At 65.5% G+C, this 22,262-nt stretch carries 21 protein-coding genes and 1 tRNA gene; 12 read left to right on the forward strand and 10 right to left on the reverse strand.

What is annotated here, in order from left to right; translation table 11 throughout:
• Positions 1 to 3 precede the first annotated feature (3 nt).
• Entirely contained in the window at positions 4 to 876 is an 873-nt protein-coding gene (locus GV792_RS09620; RefSeq protein ID WP_163823694.1) for a M23 family metallopeptidase, read from the reverse strand.
• Between the two features lie 228 nt (positions 877 to 1,104).
• Between GV792_RS09620 and GV792_RS09625 the strand changes: the two genes are divergently transcribed.
• Together GV792_RS09625 and GV792_RS09630 are read left to right on the forward strand one after the other, a co-directional pair.
• Positions 1,105 to 2,133, forward strand: coding sequence for a nitronate monooxygenase (locus GV792_RS09625; RefSeq protein WP_175582975.1), 1,029 nt, complete (start codon positions 1,105 to 1,107; stop codon positions 2,131 to 2,133).
• A gap of 75 nt (positions 2,134 to 2,208) precedes the next feature.
• The gene (locus GV792_RS09630) at positions 2,209 to 2,601 is read left to right on the forward strand and encodes an SCO5389 family protein (protein ID WP_163823695.1); all 393 of its coding nucleotides are present in this window, start codon (positions 2,209 to 2,211) and stop codon (positions 2,599 to 2,601) included.
• 81 nt (positions 2,602 to 2,682) lie between these two features.
• Here GV792_RS09630 and GV792_RS09635 read toward each other — a convergent pair whose 3' ends face one another.
• Positions 2,683 to 4,329, reverse strand: coding sequence for a long-chain fatty acid--CoA ligase (locus GV792_RS09635; RefSeq protein WP_163823696.1), 1,647 nt, complete (start codon positions 4,327 to 4,329; stop codon positions 2,683 to 2,685).
• Between the two features lie 385 nt (positions 4,330 to 4,714).
• On the opposite strand from GV792_RS09635, the gene GV792_RS09640 reads away from it, so the two are divergent.
• Positions 4,715 to 6,187 carry a flavin-containing monooxygenase gene (locus GV792_RS09640; RefSeq protein ID WP_163823697.1) on the forward strand — a complete coding sequence of 491 codons (1,473 nt, stop codon included), beginning with the start codon at positions 4,715 to 4,717 and terminating at the stop codon, positions 6,185 to 6,187.
• Positions 6,188 to 6,247: 60 nt separating this feature from the next.
• Here GV792_RS09640 and GV792_RS09645 read toward each other — a convergent pair whose 3' ends face one another.
• Positions 6,248 to 6,820 carry a TetR/AcrR family transcriptional regulator gene (locus GV792_RS09645; protein WP_163823698.1) on the reverse strand — a complete coding sequence of 191 codons (573 nt, stop codon included), beginning with the start codon at positions 6,818 to 6,820 and terminating at the stop codon, positions 6,248 to 6,250.
• A gap of 78 nt (positions 6,821 to 6,898) precedes the next feature.
• On the opposite strand from GV792_RS09645, the gene GV792_RS09650 reads away from it, so the two are divergent.
• The 3 genes from GV792_RS09650 (at position 6,899) to GV792_RS09660 (ending at position 10,064) form a co-directional block, all read left to right on the forward strand.
• Positions 6,899 to 8,578 (forward strand): nitroreductase/quinone reductase family protein, encoded by a 1,680-nt coding sequence (locus GV792_RS09650; protein ID WP_163823699.1) that lies wholly within the window; start codon positions 6,899 to 6,901, stop codon positions 8,576 to 8,578.
• Between the two features lie 188 nt (positions 8,579 to 8,766).
• A tRNA-Arg gene (locus GV792_RS09655) sits at positions 8,767 to 8,839 on the forward strand.
• A gap of 292 nt (positions 8,840 to 9,131) precedes the next feature.
• Complete coding sequence (locus GV792_RS09660; RefSeq protein ID WP_163823700.1) at positions 9,132 to 10,064, forward strand: hypothetical protein; 933 nt, start codon at positions 9,132 to 9,134, stop codon at positions 10,062 to 10,064.
• A 278-nt stretch (positions 10,065 to 10,342) separates the two neighbouring features.
• Here the strand turns inward: GV792_RS09660 and qcrB are convergent, their stop codons facing one another.
• Entirely contained in the window at positions 10,343 to 11,971 is a 1,629-nt protein-coding gene (gene qcrB, locus GV792_RS09665) for a cytochrome bc1 complex cytochrome b subunit (protein WP_163823701.1), read from the reverse strand.
• Between the two features lie 266 nt (positions 11,972 to 12,237).
• Positions 12,238 to 12,954 (reverse strand): histidine phosphatase family protein, encoded by a 717-nt coding sequence (locus tag GV792_RS09670; RefSeq protein WP_163823702.1) that lies wholly within the window; start codon positions 12,952 to 12,954, stop codon positions 12,238 to 12,240.
• 258 nt (positions 12,955 to 13,212) lie between these two features.
• Between GV792_RS09670 and GV792_RS09675 the strand changes: the two genes are divergently transcribed.
• Together GV792_RS09675 and GV792_RS09680 are read left to right on the forward strand one after the other, a co-directional pair.
• Positions 13,213 to 14,172 carry a transporter substrate-binding domain-containing protein gene (locus GV792_RS09675; RefSeq protein WP_163823703.1) on the forward strand — a complete coding sequence of 320 codons (960 nt, stop codon included), beginning with the start codon at positions 13,213 to 13,215 and terminating at the stop codon, positions 14,170 to 14,172.
• A 63-nt stretch (positions 14,173 to 14,235) separates the two neighbouring features.
• Positions 14,236 to 15,852 (forward strand): BCCT family transporter, encoded by a 1,617-nt coding sequence (locus tag GV792_RS09680; protein WP_163823704.1) that lies wholly within the window; start codon positions 14,236 to 14,238, stop codon positions 15,850 to 15,852.
• 89 nt (positions 15,853 to 15,941) lie between these two features.
• Here GV792_RS09680 and GV792_RS09685 read toward each other — a convergent pair whose 3' ends face one another.
• Positions 15,942 to 16,418 (reverse strand): YybH family protein, encoded by a 477-nt coding sequence (locus GV792_RS09685; protein ID WP_163823705.1) that lies wholly within the window; start codon positions 16,416 to 16,418, stop codon positions 15,942 to 15,944.
• 198 nt (positions 16,419 to 16,616) lie between these two features.
• On the opposite strand from GV792_RS09685, the gene sigJ reads away from it, so the two are divergent.
• Positions 16,617 to 17,507 carry an RNA polymerase sigma factor SigJ gene (gene sigJ, locus GV792_RS09690; protein WP_163823706.1) on the forward strand — a complete coding sequence of 297 codons (891 nt, stop codon included), beginning with the start codon at positions 16,617 to 16,619 and terminating at the stop codon, positions 17,505 to 17,507.
• Between the two features lie 8 nt (positions 17,508 to 17,515).
• Here sigJ and GV792_RS09695 read toward each other — a convergent pair whose 3' ends face one another.
• Positions 17,516 to 18,160: a dihydrofolate reductase family protein gene (locus GV792_RS09695; RefSeq protein ID WP_163823707.1), complete on the reverse strand. Its 645-nt coding sequence runs from the start codon at positions 18,158 to 18,160 to the stop codon at positions 17,516 to 17,518.
• 107 nt (positions 18,161 to 18,267) lie between these two features.
• Between GV792_RS09695 and GV792_RS09700 the strand changes: the two genes are divergently transcribed.
• Positions 18,268 to 18,978, forward strand: coding sequence for a helix-turn-helix domain-containing protein (locus GV792_RS09700; protein ID WP_163823708.1), 711 nt, complete (start codon positions 18,268 to 18,270; stop codon positions 18,976 to 18,978).
• Here the strand turns inward: GV792_RS09700 and GV792_RS09705 are convergent.
• Complete coding sequence (locus GV792_RS09705; protein ID WP_163823709.1) at positions 18,960 to 19,535, reverse strand: dihydrofolate reductase family protein; 576 nt, start codon at positions 19,533 to 19,535, stop codon at positions 18,960 to 18,962. The two genes, GV792_RS09700 and GV792_RS09705, sit on opposite strands and share 19 nt — an antisense overlap.
• 168 nt (positions 19,536 to 19,703) lie before the next feature.
• Between GV792_RS09705 and GV792_RS09710 the strand changes: the two genes are divergently transcribed.
• The gene (locus GV792_RS09710) at positions 19,704 to 20,450 is read left to right on the forward strand and encodes a DsbA family protein (protein ID WP_163823710.1); all 747 of its coding nucleotides are present in this window, start codon (positions 19,704 to 19,706) and stop codon (positions 20,448 to 20,450) included.
• Between the two features lie 87 nt (positions 20,451 to 20,537).
• Here the strand turns inward: GV792_RS09710 and GV792_RS09715 are convergent, their stop codons facing one another.
• Positions 20,538 to 21,002 (reverse strand): SgcJ/EcaC family oxidoreductase, encoded by a 465-nt coding sequence (locus tag GV792_RS09715; protein WP_163823711.1) that lies wholly within the window; start codon positions 21,000 to 21,002, stop codon positions 20,538 to 20,540.
• A gap of 76 nt (positions 21,003 to 21,078) precedes the next feature.
• A complete protein-coding gene (locus GV792_RS09720) occupies positions 21,079 to 21,654 on the reverse strand; it encodes a nitroreductase family protein (RefSeq protein ID WP_163823712.1) in 576 nt (191 codons plus the stop codon).
• Positions 21,655 to 21,845: 191 nt separating this feature from the next.
• Here GV792_RS09720 and GV792_RS09725 point away from each other — a divergent pair, with 191 nt between their 5' ends.
• Positions 21,846 to 22,253 (forward strand): nitroreductase family deazaflavin-dependent oxidoreductase, encoded by a 408-nt coding sequence (locus GV792_RS09725; protein ID WP_163823713.1) that lies wholly within the window; start codon positions 21,846 to 21,848, stop codon positions 22,251 to 22,253.
• Positions 22,254 to 22,262: the final 9 nt, after the last annotated feature.

Here is a 22,262-nt window from a genome sequence, read left to right on the forward strand (position 1 = left end):
GGATCAGTGCGACGACGGGCCCCATTCCATGGGCACGCCTTTGGAGGCCAGGTACGGAATCGGGTCGATCTTGGCGCCGCCCTGGTCCCAGATCTCCAGGTGCAGGTGCGGGCCGGTGGACTGGCCGCGGTTGCCGACGGAGGCGATGACGTCACCGGCGTTCACGCGCTGACCGGCCTGCACGAACATGTCGTTCACGTGGCCGTACACGGCGGTGGTGCCGTCGTCCTGCAGGACCCGTACCCAGAGGCCGAAGCCGGAGGCCGGACCGGCCTCGACGACAGTGCCGCTGCTGACGGAGTGGATGGGCGCGCCGAGCGCATCGGCGAAGTCGATGCCGTAGTGCATCGCGCCCCAGCGGCTGCCGTAGGAGGAGCTGACGGCGCCTGCGACGGGGCGAACGGCGGCGGCCGGAGCCACCTGCTGCTGCAGATCCTTGAGCACCTGCTCGGCGTGTGCCAGCGGGCCCGCGATCTCGGGCGGCAGACCGCCGAGACCGAACGGGGCGGCGACCGGAGCGGCGGCGACCGGAGCGGCCACCGGGGTGACGGCCTCGGCGATCGGCGCCGCAGCGGCAGACGCCTCGGCGGCCGGGGCCTCGGCGGCGGGCTCGGCGAAGGCAACGGGCGCGACGTCGTGGTCGGCGTCGTTGTCGTTGTGCGAACCGGGCAGCAGCGGCGACGCGTAGGCGATGGCCGGGGCGACCTGGGCGGCGGTACCGATCAGTGCGCCCGCGGCGACGGCGGCGGTGGCCGCGGCCTTGACGCGCTCGACGCGGCCGGCTTCGGCGCGGTGCCGCGTCGGCCGACCCTCGGCACCATCGCCGATGAGGCTGGAGACGGTAACGGAACTGGGGCCTACTCGGTGCTGCGGCAAAGCTTCGTCCTAGCGTCCGATGAACAATGGTCACGAATACCGATCCGGTGCCGACCGTCGGTAACGATCCGCCGGAACCGAACGAAATAACGTTTCGGCATCCGTTGTGACGGGAACTCTACCCCGTCGTGACCATTTCGCAACCTTCGATGCCGTTTGGATCACGTATGCGCAGGTAATCGCCAGTTCAGGGCTGCGCATCGTTGATAACGGGACGAGACTCGAACCGTGATCATCGACGACGTCAACGTTCCGATCGTGCTCGCACCCATGGCGGGCGGACCCTCCACGCCCGAACTCACCGCCGCGGTCGCCGAGGCAGGCGGATTCGGCGTACTCGCCGCCGGATACCTGACCGCGGCCGCCCTCGCCGACCGCATCGCCGCCACCCGAGCGGCCACCTCGGCGCCGTTCGGCGTGAACCTGTTCGTGCCGAGCGCACCCACCCCGCCGGGCGCGTTCACCGGATATCTGGACAGACTGCGCGCACGGTTCCCGGTGGGCGAACCGAAGCACGACACCGATGACTGGGACGCCAAGCTGGACCTGCTCTCCGCCGATCCCGTCGCAGTCGTGACGTTCACCTTCGGTTGCCCGTCGGCGGCGGAAGTGCGGCGCATGCACGAGGCGGGCTCGGAGGTATGGGTAACGGTCACCTCGCCCGATGAGGCAATGATCGCCGTGGCCGCCGGCGCCGACGTCCTCGTCGCCCAGGGCGCCGAGGCGGGTGGACACCGGGCCACCTTCGTCGACCGCGTCGAAGACGATGCCGCCGATCCGCTCGGCCTGCTGACCCTGCTGCAACTGCTCACCGCATCGACGGACCGGCCGATCATCGCCGCGGGCGGCCTTGCCACCGGCGCCGGGATCGCCGCGGTCCTCGCCGCCGGTGCCACCGCCGCACAACTGGGCACCGCGTTTCTCCGATGCCCGGAAGCCGGCACCAATCAACTACTGCGTGACGCGGTCGGCGGCGACACCCCGACCATGCTGACCCGAGCCTTCACTGGGCGACGAGCACGCGGCCTGCGCAACCGCTTCCTCACCGATTTCACCGCCGACGCACCCGTCGCGTATCCGGAGATCCACTACGCCACAGGGCCATTGCGGGCCGCCGCCCGAACCGACGGTGACGCGGATGCGGTGAACCTGTGGGCCGGGCAAGCACATTCGCTGACCAGGCCACTCCCTGCCGCAGAGCTGATCGCGACACTCGCGGCGGAAACGAAAACCGCACTGGAATCGGCACTTTCATAACGAATCCAGTCTTGTTGACAACGACTTTCGTTTAGACTCGAGTCGCAGATCGCAGCGAACCGACAGGAGAGCGTTATGTCCCTCGATGTCCCCACCGCCCTGCTCGAACGCGCCGAACAAGGCGAGGTAGACGACGCCGAATTCGTCGAATGTGTCAAGAACTCACTGCCCTACGCCTGGGAAGTGGTGAGCCGCGTCGCCGGCGAATTACAGTCCGGGACAGCCGAATTCGCCGACAACGAGGTACCGCCACCGGACGAGGTCGCCCGCGGACAGCTGCTGCGCGCCCTGGCCTCCGACGCCATCCGCGGCGGGCTGGAACGGCATTTCGGCGTGAAGCTGGCCTTCCAGAACTGCCACCGGGTGGCGGCGTTCCCGCTGTCGGCCGTCGGCGGGGAGACCTATACGACGTTCATCGGAACGCGGGCTCAGCTGCTGAACCAGAGCCCGGAACTGCGTAACTGCTAGTCACGCCACCGCGTACGGGTTGCGCGGAACACGACGAACGGCCCCGCCCTGACATCAGGGCGGGGCCGTTCGTCGTTCAACTCACGCGAGCGTGATCACCGACAGATCACCGTCGGCGTACTGGGCACGCAGCCGCTTCTTGTCGAACTTACCCACGCTCGTCTTCGGAACCTCCGCGATGAACGTCCAGCGTTCCGGCAGCTGCCATTTCGCGAACTTGCCCGCGAGGTACTCGCGCAGTTCTTCGGCCTGCTTCTCCGCGGCCTCCGTGCCCTCGGCGAGCACGATCGCCACCAGAGGACGCTCGTCCCACTTATCGTCCGGCACACCGATGACCGCGGCCTCGGCGACCGACGGGTGGCCCATGACGGCGTTCTCCAGGTCGACCGAGGAGATCCACTCACCACCGGACTTGATGACGTCCTTGGAGCGGTCAACCAGGGTGAGATAGCCGTTCGGGCTGATCTTGCCGACGTCGCCGGTGCGCAGCCAGCCGTTGTCGAACTTGTCCGGGTCGACCGCGGAACCGTCGGGCGAATAGTAGGAGCCGGTGATCCACGGCCCGCGCACCTCGAGTTCGCCGAGGGATTCACCGTCGTTGGGTACCACGCTGCCGTCGTCGGCGACCAGCCGCGCCCGCACACCGGCCGGGAAGCGGCCCTGGGTGATCCGGTACGCCCATTCCTCTTCGCCTTCGACGCCGGCGGGCGGATGCGCGACACTGCCGAGCGGCGAGGTCTCGGTCATGCCCCAGGCATGGATCACCCGCACACCGTGCTGCTCCTGGAAGGCGCGCATCATCGACGGCGGCACCGCCGAACCACCGACGACCACCGACCGAAGATGAGTGATGTCCTGAGGCGAAGCAGCCAGCCCGGCCAGCACGCCACCCCAGATGGTCGGCACCGCGGCGGCGAAGGTCGGCTTGACCGATGCCATCATCTCCAGCAGCGGGCCCGGCTGCAGGAAACGGTCCGGCATCAGCAGATTCGCGCCCGCCATCAACGCCGCGTACGGCAGGCCCCACGCGTTGGCGTGGAACAGCGGCACGATCGCGAGGATGGTGTCGGTGTTGTAGAGCCCCATACCGTTCGGGGAGGCGACCTGCGTGGCGTGCAGCCAGTTCGAGCGGTGTGAGTAGACCACGCCCTTGGGGTCTCCGGTGGTGCCGGAGGTGTAGCACATCGCGGCGGCCGAGCGTTCGTCGATGACCGGGAAGTCGAAGGTGTCGGACTGCGCGTCCAGCAGTTCCCGGTAGGAGTGCACCTGCACGCCCTCGGGTGCGGTGAGGGTGGAGGCATCGCCATTGGCGACGATGACGTGGCGGACCGTCGTCAGCCGCGGCAGGTACTGGGCGAACATCGGCACCAGCGTGCCGTCGACGATCACGACCTGGTCCTCGGCATGGTTGGCCACGAACACCAGCTGATCCGGGAACAGCCGGATGTTGAGCGCGTGCAGCACCGCGCCCATCGCAGGGACAGCGACGTAGGCGACCAGGTGCTCATTGTTGTTCCACATGAACGTGCCGACCCGGTCGCCTTCACCGATTCCGAGCCCACGCAGCGCATTCGCCAGCCGCGCCGAATCGGCGCCGGCCTCGCGGTAGGTCATGGTGCGCAGGCCGTCACCGGTCCAAGTGGACACGGTGGCATCACCGACGAACGTCGACGCGTAATTCAACAACGTCGCCAGCGACAGCTGGTCGTCCTGCATGGTGCTCAACATCGAAATGGACCCCTCACTCTCGGGCGAACGGTCATGTCCCGGCACCTCGACCAGGACATGAGCCACATCACACCGGGGAGCCTACCCAAGAGTAGGTCGAGTGGGTGGGGAACTTCGTGGCGGCGAGAGATGCCGCTGACCGGACCTACCGAGACCGAACCGGGCTGTCGAGTTCCGGCCCGACGTGCCGGCGGCACCCCCAGCTTGCCGCCGGCACCGGATCCCGGTGACCGGGGCCCGTCACGTGTCTAGTGGCAAGGGCGCTGTCGTGCCAACTTTCAGGCAGCTACGGCTACACCCAACGGATGGACAGAGTGGCCGGAAATATGGATTTGTTGTCCGTCGATCTCTTCGGACCAGCCCGTTTCCGGCTTACTCTCGAACCATGACATCGCCGTCGATCATCATCATCGGAGCCGGTTTCGGCGGGCTCGGTATGGCCATGGAGCTGCGTCGAGCCGGGATCGGTGACTTCACCATCCTGGAACGCGCGGCAGACCTCGGCGGCGTGTGGCGGGAGAACACCTACCCCGGCGCCGCATGCGATGTGCCGTCGCCGCTGTACTCCTGGTCCTACGAACCGAAATCCGATTGGCCGCGGCGGTTTTCCGAGCAGGCCGATATCCATGCCTATATGCAGGGAGTCGCCGACAAGTACGGGCTGACGCGGCATATCCAGTTCGGCACGGAGGTCACCGACGCCGAATTCGACGAACAGTCCGCGCAGTGGCAGATCCGACTCGCCGACGGCTCCCGGCTCACCGCCGATGTGCTGATCTCCGCGGTCGGCCAACTCTCCCGTCCGGCCATGCCGAATATCGCTGGCATGGACTCCTTCGCCGGGCCCGCCTTCCACTCCGCCGAATGGGATCACGGCGTCGACCTGACCGGTAAACGGGTGGCCTGCATCGGGACCGGCGCCAGCGCGGTCCAGTACATTCCGCGCATCCAGCCGCAGGTCGACAAGCTGACGCTGTTCCAGCGTTCGGCCGCCTGGATCATCCCCAAGCCCGATATCGCCTACAAGCCGATTCACCACACCATGTTCAAATACCTGCCGCCGCTGCGGATGGCCGAACGGTTCGTGGCGTGGTCGTTCTTCGAGCTGATCGCCCTGGCCATCACTGATGTGCCCGGACTCAAGGGACCGGTCGTCGCGATCGCGGACCGCCACCGCGAGAAGCAGGTCCCCGATCCGGAACTGCGTGCCAAACTGACCCCCGACTACGAGGCAGGCTGTAAGCGCGGGCTGCTGTCCAACGACTACTTCCCCGCCCTCACCCAGCCGAACGTGCACGTGGAAACCACCGCCATCACCGAGATCACACCCAACGGCGTGCGCACCGCTGACGGTGTGGAACACGAGGTCGACGTCATCATCTACGGCACGGGATTCAAGGGCACCGAATTCCTGGCCCCGATGAACATCTACGGCACGGGCGGCCGCAAGCTCGCCGACACCTGGGCCGACGAGGGCGCCCGCGCCTATCTCGGCGTCTCGGTCCCCGACTTCCCGAACCTGTTCATGATGTACGGCCCGAACACCAACGTCGGCTCCGGTTCCATCATCTACATGCTCGAAGCCCAGGCCCGCTACATCCGCCAGATCATCGAGTACCTCACCACCCGGCCCGGCCGCGCCGTCGCCGCCCGCCCCGACACCGAGCAGGCCTGGGACGACTGGCTCCAGAAGCGCCTGAAGGACACCCCCTGGAACTTCTGCTCCAGCTGGTACCGCAATGCCTCGGGCCGCATCACCAACAACTGGCCCGGCGCGACCTTGCTGTATCGCTGGAAGACGCGGCGTTTCGACCCGGCGGATTACACGGAGTCGCGGGTGCCCGCAGCGAGCCGCTGAGCCGGCTACCGCCACAGCCGATCCGCGCATGCAGTGGTACGCGACCGGACGGTTCCCCGCTCAACTGGCGCGTTCGGCCGGTAGGTGCAAATCGAGTAGTTCGCCGAGATGCCTGCCGACCTGATCCAGCGGTGCGGTGGAGTTCTGCGCCATCGAGAGGATGACAGCCCCCTCGACCGCGGCGAGCATCGTGGTGGCGAGCGATTCCGCGGTCTCGGGATCGAGGTCGTGCTCGGCCAGCCGGTCGGCCAGGATTTGCTGCCATTCCTGATACGTCTGTCTGGCGACCTCGGCGGCCTCGGGTGCGACGGAGCGGCCGAGCGATGCCGCGACCACCGGGCAGCCCGCGGTGAAATCGCTCGTTTGCAGCACCCCCTTCCAGCGGCCGACGAAGGCGGTGATGCCCCGCCGGGGGCTACCGGCGGTGAGTTCGCGCAGCCAGTCACTCATCGCCTTCCCCGCTACCCGGGTCGATTCGGCGATCAGTTCGGCCTTTCCGCCCGGAAAGCTCAGATAGATCGAGCGGCGGGAAACTCCGCTGTGCGCGAGCAGTTCGCTGAGTCCGGTACCCGCCACACCATTGCGCCGGACCAGTTCGATTGCACTGCCGATCAGGCAGTCACGTACGGCCACCCTTGCGACTATACCGATCGATCTACTACCCTCGCTCCCGACTAGACCAATCGGTTTACCAGCGAATCAGGAGCCGCCATGACCGTCCTGCACGAACCACTCGAGCTCGGCTGCGGACTGGTGCTGCCGAACCGGATGATGAAGTCCGCGCTCAGTGAAGGACTCGGCACCGCCGGGCAGGGACCGGACGAGCGAATCGAACGCCTGTACACCCGCTGGGGACGCGGCGGATACGGGCTCGTGATCACCGGCAATGTCATGGTCGACCGGCGCCAGCTCGGCGAGCCGGGCAATATCGCGATCACCGACGACCGCGATCTCGACGGCCTGTCCCGCTGGGCCAAGGCCACCAAAGACGGCGGCGCGCCGATCTGGATGCAGCTCAACCATCCGGGCAGACAGGCCAATCCGCTGGCTACCCGGCATCAACCGATGGCACCATCTGCGGTCGCGATGAATATCCCCGGCCTGCCCGCGCCGCGGGCGCTGGCCGAAGCCGAGATCGAGGAGATCATCGACCGGTTCGCCGCCGCGGCCAAGATCGCTGAAACAGCAGGCTTCGACGGCGTGCAGATCCATGGGGCCCACGGGTACCTCGTCTCCCAGTTCTTGTCGCCGCTGACGAACCGGCGCACCGACGGCTGGGGCGGCGATCCGCAGCGCCGAATGCGCTTTCCGCTCGAGGTCGTCCGCCGGATCCGCTCCGCGGTATCGCCGGGTTTCGGTGTCGGGATCAAACTGAACTCCGCGGATTTCCAGCGCGGCGGGTTCACCGAGGAGGAATCCCGCGCGGTGATCGAGCAGATCGCCGCCGAGCACGTCGACCTCATCGAAATCAGCGGCGGCAGTTATGAATCACCGGCCATGATGGGGCGCGCCGCCAGTACCCGGGCCAGGGAGGCGTACTTCCTGGAGTACGCACAATCGGTGCGGGAGCTGGCGTCCACGGTGCCCCTCGCGGTGACCGGCGGCTTCCGCAGCCGGACCGCGATGACCGAAGCGGTGGCGAGCGGGGCCTGCGCTATCGTCGGCGTCGGACGCCCGGCCGCTGTGCACCCCGAGGCCGCCGCCGCGATCCTCGGCGGCACCAACCGGCTCGACACGCCGTCGATCCGGCTCGGGCTGCCCCGCCGATTGACCGAGGCCGCGGGCGTGAAATCCCTGGACGGCGCCCTCGACCTGCAATGGCATTCCGATCAGCTGCACCGGATCGGCGCGGGTGTGGATCCCGATCCCGCCAGGTCGCCGTGGTTGACGGCGCTGACCATGGTTAAACGCAACGGTATCGATTCGTTCCGCAGCCGGCGTTCCGCTGGAGCGGAACCAAGTCGCGATATCCGGCGTAAGTTCGTGATCGAACGCGCCGTCGGCCGCTATGTCGCCAATCCGGCCGTGCGGGCACTCGGCCGGATCGGCGTCACCACCTCGGCCGCTGCCGAGCTCGAGACCACCGGCCGCAAGAGCGGCCTCACCCGCAGGGTCCCGGTCTCGGCCGCCTTCGACGCCACCGGAGCCTGGCTCATCTCGCAGCATGGCACCCGATCGGGTTGGGCGCTCAATGTCGGCGACGAGCCGAATATCCGGATCCGCCAAGGCAATCGCTGGCGCACCGGCACCGCCGTACTGCGTCCCGATGACGATGTCGCCGAACGCGCTCGCGCCTTCGCCCCGCATCCACTACTCGCCGGACTCAGCGCCGCCACCTTCCGAGCCCTGCAAACCGACCCCATCTCGGTACGCGTCACCTTCACCGACTGACCCTTCCCGAGGGAGACACGACGGACGCCCTCGCCGGAACCCGAGCCGACGAGGGCGAGCGAGTACCTTGCCGGGCCCGACCCGGCCGCGCATCCACCGTGTCGCGTGGCACAGGCCCTACAAGGTAGGCTCTCCAACCGGGATCGGAGTCCGGCCGGCGAAGAAGCCGTCCAGCGACTCGGTATCCAGCCCTCGTAGCTCAGGGGATAGAGCACCGCTCTCCTAAAGCGGGTGTCGCAGGTTCGAATCCTGCCGAGGGCACAGCAGGTTGCGGAACAGGCAAACCACGGTCGCTTACCGCCGCGCCGCCTCCCACACCGCGCCCGCACCGACATCCACAAGGCTCCTCACGCTCACTGTCGGCGACGCGTCACACCACCAAGTTGAAGCTCTTAGCCCGGGGAAGCATCAGTGACATTGCTGCGCACTTCGGGGACAATCGATGCGTTGGCCATCTTGTCGATATCGATACGAATGGATTGTCGCGTCCCGGAGTCGAATTCATGGCGACTCCGACGCGATGACATCGGCGAATCAACAGGAGGCTACGGTCATGAGCTACGAAGAACGCCCACAGGTCGAGATAACTTACGACAAGGATGTTCCCGAAGATACGCGCGGAGTGATCGACAAGTCAGTCGGGTCACTCGTCGAGCGTTCCACCAGAAATATTTCACGACAACGAACCCAGCGGGCGCTTCACAGCGAATTTCGCGCCGCCGAGAAGGAGCATCTGAGGCGGCAGATAGAGTTCGATGCCGAATCGAAAAGAGCCTTCGACGAAGCCAAGGCGAACTTGAAGACGACTGAGCTGAACACCGAGTTGCTCGGGCCGTCTCCGCTCGACGAACAGACGCTGAAGACCGGAGATCTGATCAGATTCGGTACTGCTACGAAGATATTCACCACGTGCCATTTCGCCTGGCGCTGGGAAACCCACGAAGGGCCATTCTCGCTTTCGGACGCAGCAACCGTCGGGAGTCCCGGAAACGGCGGTTACGCAGGCATAAGCGCGTACGTCAACGCCGACGTCGCACATCTCAACGCACATACGGGAGTCGGCGTAGCCCTCACGGTCGCCGATGTGAATTCGACTACCCCGGTTTTCGTCATGGGACGCGCGCTGCGATGGGTGCGGCACGAGTACTCTGTTTTTGCCGCACCAGGGAACGGAGATGGTACGAGCGAGGGTGGCGTCGAGCTCACTGTCTTGGAGAACGGGAATTTTCTCGCCGCCTCCCCCCTGCACAAGATTTGGCGACTCCGCCTCAGCAATGCAGAAGTCGGATCAGGCGGAAATCTTCAGGACGGGTTCGCACTGGATGATCCATCGCTCTCGGTCTTCTGGACGATGAATCCCGGAAGCACCTATACATTCAACCTCGGGGTCTGGTCATTCGTTGATTGCGACGACGGAATCTATGGAAACAGCTCGGCGTATGGTTACATCGACTCGAATATCGGGTTCCTCAGCGTATTCAAATAGAGCGCATGCGCACCTCGGATCACAGACGGGGTACGCACCCTACATCGTGTGCTCGCAGATCACGCGGTAGGCGCGTGCCGCATCGCGAGGGAAGACCAGTACCCGGAAACGGTTACGCTCGGGATGCCGGAAGGCGGGGCCGATGGTTGAGCGTATTCCGTTGGTGCGGAGTATATTCCGCACGGTTCGGGCTGTGGTGTCGCTGGATACTGTCGCGGCCGCTACCAGGAGGCCGTAGTCCTCGGACTCCGGCACCGCGGATCGGTTGATCCGCGCGCTCATTTCCCCTCCACCTGGCCGTTGCCGTTGCTGCTGTTGCGATCCTGGTACTCCCGCAACACGGCCAGCTGCCGGTGCTCTTCGTGATGCTCGTAGGCGGTGAGTTGCTCGGCCTCCAGCACCGGGTCCGCTCTGAGGAACGAGCCCGCACCCGGCCTGCCGGCCGAGCCGAGCTTGTTCATCTTCTTGGGCACCGGAGCACCCTGGTATTCGAGCGGGATCGGGTGGCCGTGCTCGTCGACCGGACCCAGCGGTTGGTGCATTTCGATGTACTCACCGTGCGGCAGCCGCTTGATGATGCCGGTCTCGATGCCGTGCTCGAGTACCTGACGATCGCTGCGCTGCAGGCCGAGGCACATCCGGTAGGCCAGGAAGTAGGCAAGGGGCGGGCCGATCAGCAGCGCGATGCGGAAGAACCAGGTGGTCGCGTTGAGGGAAACGTTGAACTGCAACGCGATGATGTCGTTGACACAGGCCACCGTCAGCACCACATAGAAGGTCAGCGACATAGCGCCGATCGCGGTACGCACCGGCACATCGCGTGGCCGCTGCAGCATGTTGTGGTGTGCGCGATCCTTGGTGAGGCGCTTCTCGATCCACGGGTAACAGATCATCAGCGCGAAGACCACCCCCATCAGCACCACGACCGAGTTCGACGCGGGGATGGTGTACCCGAACAGATACGCCTCCCACGGCGGGAACAGACGCAGGAACCCGTCGGTCCACATCAAATAGAGGTCGGGTTGGGTGCCCGCCGACACGTGGGAAGGGTTGTAGGGGCCCATGTTCCAGATCGCGTTGATCTGCAGGACGCCGCCCATCAGCGCGAGCACGCCGAGGGTGAACATGAAGAACGCGCCCTGATCGAGCGAGAACACCGGAACGATCCGGGCACCGATCACGTTCTTCTCGGTGCGACCGGGCCCCGGGTACTGCGTGTGCTTCTGGTACCAGACCAGCGCGATATGGGCCGCGATCAGCGCCAGCATGATGCCGGGGAACAGCAGCACATGTGCGATGTACAGACGCGGGATGATGATGTCGCCCGGGAAGTCGCCACCGAACATCAACCACTGCATCCAGGTGCCGATCACCGGAATTCCCATGGTGATGCCCGAGAACGCGGCCCGCAGGCCGGTACCTGAGAGCAGGTCGTCGGGCAACGAATAGCCGAAGAAGCCCTCGAACATCGCCAGGATCAGCAGCAGCGAGCCCAGCACCCAGTTTGCCTCGCGGGGCCGGCGGAAGCCGCCGGTGAAGAAGACACGGCACATGTGCACGATCATCGAGGCGGCGAAAAGCAGGGCAGACCAATGGTGTACTTGCCGCACGAACAGACCGCCACGCACCTCGAAGGAGATGTTCAGCGCCGTCTCGTAGGCCCGCGACATGCCGACACCGCGCAGCGGCTGATAGGAGCCGTCGTAGACGACGTGGCTCATCGAGGGATCGAAATACAGGGTCAGATACACGCCGGACAGCAGCAGGATGATGAAGCTGTACAGCGCGATCTCACCGAGCAGGAAGGACCAGTGGGTCGGGAAGACCTTGTTGATCGACCGTCTGACGAACGCGGCGGCCTGGTACCGCTGGTCCAATGCGTCCGCCCGGTGTGCCACGGTGCTCATGGATGCCCGACCTCCTGATCGACCGACAAAACCGTGTGCACGTAAGACGTCGCCGAATTCTGCTTCGTGACGCGGTATGGCCACCGTCACATCTGGGCGACAACGCATCGGTCCCCGTGACGCAGACGCACGCCGTCATCACCACGACATGGGCCGCCCCCAGCACTGCTGGCAGCGGCCCATGCTCTGGCGCCTGGCATCGCGTCGGTCAATTGCCCGTCAGCTCATCTACTGACGAGGACCGCGGCGATAACGGGATGGCGGGTTCAGCCGGCGGAATGGCCGTCCCACGACATGAGCTTCCAGCCCTTCGCCGGGCTGCCCTTCACGACCACCCGGCCGGTGTTGTGCAGCGGATCGGACTGCAGCTTGCTCATGTCAGGATTGGAGACGGACATGAGTGCCCAGAACATGATGGCACCGCCGTGGGAGAAGATCACCGCACGCTTGTGGCCGCGGTCCTGGATATCCTGGATGGAGTCGTCCATGCGCTTCTTGAACTCGTGGCCGTTGATCGAGCCGGGGATCCGGGCATCCAGGTTGCCCTGGAGCCACTGGATCGGTGCGGCCAAGTAGCCCTCGCGCGCGTCCTTCTCCGGCGTGCCCTCGTAGTCGCCGGCCTCGATCTCGTGCAGTCCCTCTTCGACGACTGTTGACAGACCACACAGCTGCGAGGTCGGCTCCGCCGTCTGCTGGGTCCGGACCATCGTCGACGCGTAGACGCCGTCGAACTTGCAATCGGCCAGCAGCTGGGATACCGCAGCGGCTTGCACCCGCCCCTTCTCGGTCAGGCCGGGTCCGGGGACAGAAGTGTCGATCAGACCGGACGTATTGCCGGCCGATTCGCCGTGGCGGACAAAGGTGAGGAACATTTCACCGGTTTTCGGCTCTGCGGCCGCGCTACCTGCTCCGGCTGCCATGAGCGCCACCGCCGCGATGATCGCTCCGATCATCGCGAAAAGGCGAGACTTCATCAGGTTCATAGGGACTCCCTTGTGGGTGGTGCAGGCCATACTGGAGCATCCCAGTGGCCGGAGTCACACTAAGAGCGGCTAGACCGGAGCCCAAGAACGTCTCCCGGTGGGCGGGAACCTTCGGCGACGTTCCTACCCGCCCACACCGCGGTGCGGGCGAATCCGACCACTGACCGACGCCGGGCGCGGCAGCGCGAAATTCCGCACAGTCGGCACCTCCACATGGATCATGGACGTATCCACGTTGTCTGCGGAGGGTGAGCGCGTATGACGGAAGCCTGGTCGAGGCGGAGGTTCCTGAGCGCAAGTGCGGTGGGCGTCGGGCTACTCGCCGCGCCCGGGTTGATCGGATGTGACGCGGTCGGACTCGGGAACACGCTCGACAAGATCACAGAGGCGGGGGTGGTCAAGGTTGGATACGCGGGCGAGCGGCCCTACGCCTATGACGACAACGGCTTGGTCGGCGCGATTCCCGCCGTCGATCGCGCGGTTTTCGAGCGGATCGGCGTCGGCAGGCTGGAGGGGGTGCTTGTGCCGTTCCGAAGCCTGATCGGCGGTGTGAACTCGGGCGCCTTCGACGTCATATCGGCGGGCATGTTCGTCAACAAAGCGCGGTGTGAACAGATCGCCTTCAGCGAGCCGATCTACTGTGCACAGTCCGGGCTTCTCGTGCGGAAGGAGAATCCGAAGGGGCTCTCCGACTTCGCTTCTGTCGCCCGCGCGGACGCGACGGTCGCGGTCCTCGCCAGTGCGGTGGAGCAGTCCTATGCACAAGCGGCCGGGGTTCGCGACGAGCAGATCCATGTGGTCGGTGGTCAGGACGAAGGCCTGGAACAGGTCGCTCTCGGTCACAGCGATGCGTTCGCGCTGACGAGTATTTCGTTGCGCACCATGCTCGAGCAAGCCCGACAAGCCGGGCCCGGCGGGCCGGACGGCGGCCCGGCGGAATGGGCAGCCGAGGTCGAGCTGTTGCCGCCGTTCACCGCCGTGGTCGACGGGCGGCGGCAGCTCGGTTGCGGCGCTGCGGGTTTCCGGAAGACCGATGGCTCTCTTCGAGACGCCTACAACCGCGAGTTGGCTGTGCTGCGTGCGGAAGGCCGCATCCTCGAGCTCACCGCACCGTATGGATTCACCGCGGCGGAGATACCCGAACCATCGGTGCGGACGGAGGATTTATGCACAATCGATAGCGGTGGTGGGAGCGTTCGCGGCCCACTACCACGGTAAGTTCCGCTCGCAGGACCTTCGCACGCCCAACGTAACTCGATCAGCTGACTGATGTGGGGATCAATGGGAGCTTCACGAGAGCACGAAGTACAGAGTCGGCGCACCGGAATAGACATCCCGGTCACGGCCGTCGCGGCCGCGTTCACCTTGTTGTTCCTTATTGTCGGCGTGACGTTCTCGGATCAGATGCGGGTCGCGGGCGAGCACATATACGCCTACATCGCGAAAGAGTTCGGCTGGGTGTTCGTGTTGTCGACGGCCGGCTTTGTCTTCTTCATCCTCTATCTCGCATTCAGCAAATACGGACGCGTGAAGCTCGGCGACCCCGGCGACAAGCCCGCGTACTCGACGTTCTCCTGGATCGCCATGATGTTCGCACTCGGCGTGGGCATCGGCTTGATCTTCTACGGCGCGTACGAACCGGTGACCCTGTGGGCAGAGCCACCACCCGGTGGGCCGGAGCCGCGCACCGACGAGGCAGCCGTCGTCGGCATGCAGTATTCGATCTTCCATTGGGCGCTGCACCCGTGGGCGTTCTTCGGTGTCGCCGGGCTCGCGTTCGCGTACACGACGATCAAGAAGGGACGACCTTCCCTGGTCAGCGCCACATTGCAGCCATTGATCGGCACGCGTGCAGAAGGGCTGACCGGCCGCGGTATCGATACCTGGGTCATCGTCACCACCATGGTCGGCAATGCGGTGACCCTCGGCCTCGGAACCCTCCAAATCATCGCCGGACTCGGCTTCATCTCGGACATCGAGAGTTCCACGCTTGTCCTGATCGTCGTGGTCGGCTTGCTCACCACGGCGTTCATCTTCTCGGCCGTCGCCGGTGTGGACAAGGGCATCAAGCGACTCGCCGATTTCAACACCCTGCTCGCCATCGCTCTCGGACTGTTCATCCTGGTACTCGGCCCGTTCTCGTTCATCTTCAATCTCATGTCGCAAGCGTTGGGCGGCTACATCTTCAACTTCCTGCCCATGTCATTCCAGACCGGCGCCTTCGCCGACGGCCAGTGGATGCAGGACTGGACCGTCTTCTTCTGGGCGTGGGGAATCTCGTGGGCGCCCTATGTCGGCAGCTTCCTCGCGAAGATTTCCCGCGGCCGAACTATCCGCGAATACGTCTTCGGCGTACTGATCGCGCCGAGCATCGCAACGATCGTCTGGTTCTCCATCCTCGGCGGCGCCGCCTTGGATTTGCAGCTGAGCGGTGAACGCGACATAGCAGCCGTGGCATCCGAAAGCGCTCAAGCAGCGTTCTTCGAAGTCCTGGCCGCATTTCCGCTGTCCACCGTCACCAGCCTCGCGGTAGTCATCCTCGCCGGAGTGTTCTTCGTCAGCGGCGCCGACGCTGGCGCCATCGTGCTCGGCACATTCTCGTCGAAGGGCAGCGAAGAACCACAGAAGTGGTTGGTGGTCGCCTGGGGCCTGCTCGTCGGCGCGGTCGCTTTGACGCTGCTGGTTGTCGGCGGGCTCGACGCATTGCAATGGGGCGCAATCGTTGTCGCATCCCCGTTCGTTTTGATCCTGGTCGCGATGTGCGTCGGGCTGTTCAAAGAACTACGGGCCGATGTGAGGGCAGGTCGGGTCACGTTGGAAGGTAAGCGCTCGGACAGGCCGCCCGCCCGAACCGGACCCCCGTCAGTATCGGTGGTGCGCGAGCACGAGGAGCAGTAGATGCAGAGCCCGCTCGCCCCGTTCGCATCAGACGCCGGGCCGGCCGAGGTCAGATTGCGCCGAGGTCGGGCAGTCGCCCAGCCGCAGAGCTACGTTTCCACTGGCGGCTCGAGGTCTACGACCCCTTTCCCGCTCGCGATGTCGAACGGCACCGAGACCTGGTCGTGGGCAATCAACCAGGTCTGATCGATTTTCCGCATGCCGTAGGTGACGCGCACCCACATGCCGCCTGTTTCCGCGCCGTTCTTCAGCGTGCCGCTCAGACGAGCGAAGGCGTGTCCGAAGGCCACATCGGCGCCGACCGTGACCGTCAAGTCGCGGACCTCGTAGTTCACGCGCTCGAAGACTTGGAACACCCTGGCCCAGTTCTCGAGTTTCGCCGCAATCCCGACATGCTGGAGTGGCGGTTCGACGTCGAAGGACACGACGTCGGTTGTGTACAGCTGTCGCACGGCCTCGAGGTCCTTGGTGTGCAGTGCTTCGACTGCTTTGTCGATGTGGCGGCGGATCTCGGCCTCATCCGCATCGATATCAGGGCGTGACGGAAAGCTGTGCGGTGTCGTCATGATCGGTTCCTTCGGAGGTGATGTGGTTGAGGGTCCGGCGAAACGGCGCGAGCGCGTTGCTCCATCGGAACTCCGCAGCTCTGCTGAATGTGTCACGACCTTCCGACGACACAGCGGTCCGGAATGTCAGGCCGGCTCACATACCGGGCCGCTGATTCGTCTATTCAGTGAGGGCCACACAGACCGAAGGAGCCGACAATGACCGACCCGCACCTGCCCGCGGTGATCAGCGAACGTCGTCAGCTGATCAATCTCGCCTACCGTCTGCTCGGCTCACTGACCGAGGCCGAGGATGTGGTGCAGGAGACCTATGCGCGTTGGTATGCGCAATCGGAGAGTCAGCGGGCGCAGGTGGCCGCACCCGGCGCGTGGTTGACCACGGTCGCCAGCCGGATCTGCCTCGATCTACTCGGCTCGGCGCGCGCACGGCGGGAACGTTATGTGGGCGACTGGATTCCGGAGCCGGTACCCGGCCGAAGCGAATGGCTCGATGGTTCCGGGAGCGCAGACCCCGCAGACCGGGTGACCCTCGACGAGTCGATCAGTATGGCGTTTCTGGTGGTGTTGGAGTCCATGACGCCGGCCGAACGGGTGGCGTTCGTGCTGCACGATGTGTTTCGCTACTCCTTCGCCGAGGTCGCCGACATCGTCGGACGCTCCCCCGCGGCCTGTCGCCAGCTCGCCTCCAGCGCCCGCCGCCGCATCGATACCTCGCAGCGGCCATCGAACACCGAGCGCGCCGAGGTGGTCCGGGACTTCAAACGAGCATGGGAGGCACAAGACATCGAGGCCCTGATCGGGCTGCTCGATCCGCAGGCGACCGCCACCGCCGACAGCGGCGGCCTGGCACCGGCCTTCCGTGACCCGATCACCGGTGGCGTCGACATCGCCCGCGCATGGATCGCGATCGCCACACACGGTCCTCGGGTCGCGCTGATCGAGCGCACAGTCAACGGTCAGCCCGGCCTGATAGCGCAGCTCGGCGACAGCATCATCTCGGTCTATGCCTTCGACATCACCGACGGCCGGATCACCCGTATCTGGGTGATCCGGAACCCGGAGAAACTAGCGCCGTGGGCGGTCGGCTGAACGACAGCTCAGCGGGAGAACGTGACGTGAATCGTCCCGCTTTCGGCGACTTCACTCTCCACCTCATACCCGCTCTCCAACTCCCGCAGTTCCTCCCACAACCGCACACCACGGCCGAGCAGGATCGGGACGATCGCGACGTGTAGCTGGTCGACGAGACCCACCGCGAGATAGGTGCGCACCACCGACGCGCCGCCGCCGATGCGGACGTCGAGGTCACCTGCGGCTTTCGTGGCCAGGGCGAGCGCTTCCTCGGGGGTGTCCTGGACGAAGTGGAATGTGGTGCCGCCCTGCATTTCCAGTGTGGGTCGGTGCTCGTGGGTGAGCACGAAGACTGGGACGCCGAAGGGCGGGGTCGGGCCCCACCAGCCCTGCCAGTCCGGGTCGCCGGGGTGGGCGTGCAGGCCGAACATGCCCGCGCCCATGATCTCCGCGCCGATGCCTTCGAAGTACGCCGCGGCGTACTTCTCGTCCACGCCTGTCGTGCCTGCGCCGGAGGTGTCGCCGAAGACGCGCTCACGGAAGGTCCGGGTCGCCATATAGGCCGAGACGAGGCGATCCCAGTCCTTGCCCATCGGATCCTCCGGCGTCTGATCCGTGGTGGTCGCGTACCCGTCCAGGGAGATATTCAGATCGACACGAACCTTGCCCATGACCACTCCTTCAAGTGCTTGCAAAATGCAATCACTAAAATAGGTGGACCATCGCGCGGTGTCAAGGCACGAGCGCCCGGTCGACCCGACCCCTTAGGATTTCGGTGGTGGGACTGCTTTTCCAGACGCGCGCGTCGGATTCACCGTGGATCGAATCCGTCTGGACGTGCCGCGCCGAGCAGGTCTCGACGATGACTTCGGTCGCCAGCCAGACATGGGGGCTGGTGTTCTGGGAGCAGGAGGGGCGCCAGTTCGCGGCGGTGACGGGTCCGGAGACCCGCAGTGGCACCGCACCGGTGCCCGAGGGGGCGGAATTCGTCGGCATCCAGTTCGCGGTCGGCTCGTCCCTGCGCGCACTGGAGGCACCGACGTTGGTCGATGGTGGAGTCGTGCTGCCCGATGTGAGCGAACGGAATTTCTGGCTCGACGGCGCACACCGGGAGATTCCGGGGCCCGACGACGTCGAGGCTCTCGTCGATCGGCTCGTCCACGAGGGTGCCGTCGTCCGCGATCCGCTGGTCGCGGCAACACTCGAGGGCTCGCCGCCGGCGGTGAGCGAGCGGACGCTCGAGCGCCGGTTCCGGGCCGCGACCGGGCTCACCCACGGCACCGTCCGGCAGATCGATCGTGCCCGTATCGCGGCATTGCTGCTGTCCTCGGGTGAAGCGCCCGCCGATGTCGTCGACAAGCTCGGGTACTACGACGAACCACATCTCGCTCGCGCGCTGCGCCGCTACGTCGGGCGGACGGCCGGACAGCTGCGGGCCGGGGAAGGCGGCGTGATCGCGCTCGATCCCGGTCAGCGCACTACGTCGTAGATCAGCTTGGTCACCCCATTGGAATAGCTCGCCGACTCCCGCAGCCGCAGCCGCTGCTTATCTCGATCCGACCGGGCGAACAGGCTCTTGCCCGCACCGAGCAGCACCGGGAACACCAGCAGGTTGTACCGGTCGATCAGGTCGGCATCCGAGAGACGCCGGGCCAGCTCGGCGCTGCCGTGGATGAAGATGGCGCCGCCGCCGGTCTGCTTCAGCTTCGCGACGTCGTCCTCCGATCGCAGGATCGTGGTCGGGCCCCAGCCGTCGATCAGATCGATGTCGGTCAGGCTGGAGGACAGAACGTACTTGGGCAGGTCCTTGTATGCGGCGTGATCCTCGGAATCGCGCCAGATCGGTGCGAACGCCTCGTAGCTGCGGCGGCCGAACAGCAGGGCCGTCGTATCGGCGAGCTCCTCCGCCTTGAGCGAGTAGGCCTCCGGCACGAACTCGGTGTCCATCACCCAGCCCCCGCTGCGGTGCCCCTCGGCCGTGCCGCCGGGCGAGTCCACGACGCCGTCCAGCGACATGAAACCGGTGTAGACGAGTTCGCGTGTCATCAAATCCTCCTGAGTATCAGCTTCGGCCATTTGCCTGGTGTCAGCCTATGAACCGCCGCGGCCGCTGTCTTGGACGAAACCGACACCAGTGGATCCACTGCCTTCGCGCTGGTTCCCGTGCGGCGCATTAGGCTGGCGAAGAATGTCCGGCGAGCGGGAAGCATGTGAATGAGCACCAATCCGGGCGGGTGGCCACCGCCGCAGAGGACGAGCCCCAACCGTCAACTTCTCGTCATCCTGACGCCCATCCTGGTGTTGGTGGTGGTTGCCGCCGCGATCGGTATCGGATTGCTGGCTCGCGGTGCGGTGACGACGAAGGTCGACGGCATCGCAACGGCGGCCAGCGACGACTCCGCGCCCAAGAATGTGCTGGCCGATGGCGCTGTGCGGGTCGGCGAATCCGACGCGAAGGTGACCGTCCGGGTCGTCATGGACCTGCAATGCCCAGCATGTAAAGCATTCGAAGAGGCCAACGGTCAGGTCCTAGAGGACGCCGTGCGCGACGGCACCGCCACAGTCGAATACAGCGTCATCAGCTTTCTCGACCGCGCCAGCGAAACCGAGTACTCCTCCCGGGCCGGTAACGCATCGTTCTGCGTCGCGGACTCCGGCCTGGCCAACTACCAGGCCTGGCTGTCCGACATGTTCGCCCGCCAACCGAGCGAAGGTGGTGACGGCCTGCCCGACAGCGAACTGATCGAGATCGCCCAATCCGCGGGTTACACCGATTCCGCTGTGGCCGAATGCATTACCAACCGTCAATACGACAGCTATCTGCGCGCGAAAACCGATGAGGTACTCGACTCCGGTCTTCAAGGCACCCCCACCGTCTACGTCAACGGTGAGGAGATCACCGACCGTAACGCCATCATGGGTCAGGGCGGGCTAGCACCGGTGATCGCGGCAGCGCAATGAATCAGGCCGCAGCCGGCCGAGCGCTATACGCACCTCGGGCTGTGTCCGACGTGTTCCAACCGACCGGACAGCACCGTGGCGGGGCGGCTATTCGTTCGCTGTCTCGATCTGCCGCATCGTTTCCGCGACATTGGTGTTGTGGGCCGAACAAACCCACCATGCACCGTCCCGGCGAATGAGTACCCAGGTGCCGCGGTTGGTGATCGAGAAATCGGGGGTGCGCAGAGTTTGTTCGATATTGACGATCGCGTCGGCGGCGGTGAGGTGGCGGATGGCGATGATGTCGTAGTGTGCCTGTGCTCCTGGGGATTTGCCGAGCACGGCGCGGTGGTAGCTGTGGAGTTCGCTCCAGCTGCGAAAGATTCGGCCGGCCGGATTGATGAACACGATGTCTTCGGTGAAGACATCGTCGAAGGCAGCGGCGTCTTTGGCGATCAACGCCGCTTCCAGGCGTCGGAATAGTGCCTCGATCTCGGCGGCGGCCGTCGGCTCCGGTTCGACCGTCGATAACGAAGGCCGGGCTATTGATCGGGTGGATACGGTGTCGTCCATCGATTCGATGCTATGGGTGTCGCGCGTGGTACGCGAGTCCATGAACTCCCATGGATGAACCGCGGCCTGGCCCGGGCTATGGCCGGTTGCCGGTGCCACGGCTGGCCCATGGCGCTGCCCGTAGGTCGTTGGTGTCACGGCGATTGCGGGCGGGCGGGAGCGCCGAGGCGGGGGTGCCGACCGCGATCATCGACACCACTGCCCAGCCCGGGTCGGGTTGCAACATGGTGGTGAGCCCGTCGGAATCGAAGGCTCGGAATTGGTGGCAGGCCAGGCCGAGAGCTTGTGCCTGCACTGTCAGGTGGGCGACGGCTTGGCCGAGGTCGTAATCGGCGAATTCCGAGTACTGGATAGTCGGGTCGTCGACGAAACGGCGGGTAAGGGTCACGATCAGGGCTCCGGCATCCGGCGCCCAGCGCGCCGAGCTCGCGGCGAGATGACGGATGAGCAGATCATGTTCGGGTTCGCTGGGGCGCGCCGGGAAGAAGGCCCATGGCTGGGAGTTTCCCGCCGATGGCGCCCAGCGCGCGGCCTCGAGCAGCAGTTCCAGTTCCTCATCGCCGACTGTTCCTGCGGGATCGAAACGATCCGGACTGAATCGCTGCGCCAATAACGGGTGGAGGCCGGACCGGAGAGTCTGCTCGAGCGTCACGGTTGTGCACAACCCACAGCAGGCGCCGAGTATGCCCGGCAACCGCAGGAAATTCCGTGAGAGCTCCCGTCCGGCCCGGTTACCGACCGGAGCGAAGTCGCCATTTTGATGGACGCGAATTCGGAATACCCCGCAGCCCGGTCCGAGTTGGCATTCGGGACCGAGACCTTCGAAGAACGTGGAGAATATGTATGAGCGACTTCAATGCCGATGTGATCCGGCAGTTCCGCGCGAACGGCGGACGGGTCGGCGGGATGTTCGAGGGCCGCGACAATATGGTTCTGATCACCACGACGGGCGCCAAATCGGGGCGGCGGATCACCAATCCCCTGGTCTACGTCCCGGACAACGACCGCATCGTGCTGATCGCCTCCAATGGTGGGGCCGACAGGCACCCGGCTTGGTATCACAACCTGAAGGCGAACCCGGCGCTCACGGTCGAGGTCGGGACCGAATCCTACGAGGCGACCGCCGAGGCCCTCACCGGCGAGGAGGCCGATGTGCTGTTCGACCGGATGGTCGAGCTCATGCCCGCGTTCGCCGACTACCGGGCGAATACGACCCGCCGCATCCCGGTGGTCGCGGTGCATCGCGCCTGAAGTCAGGGA

This window comes from Nocardia cyriacigeorgica (assembly GCF_010868145.1).
In the GTDB taxonomy this organism is placed as follows: Bacteria; Actinomycetota; Actinomycetes; order Mycobacteriales; family Mycobacteriaceae; genus Nocardia; species Nocardia cyriacigeorgica_D.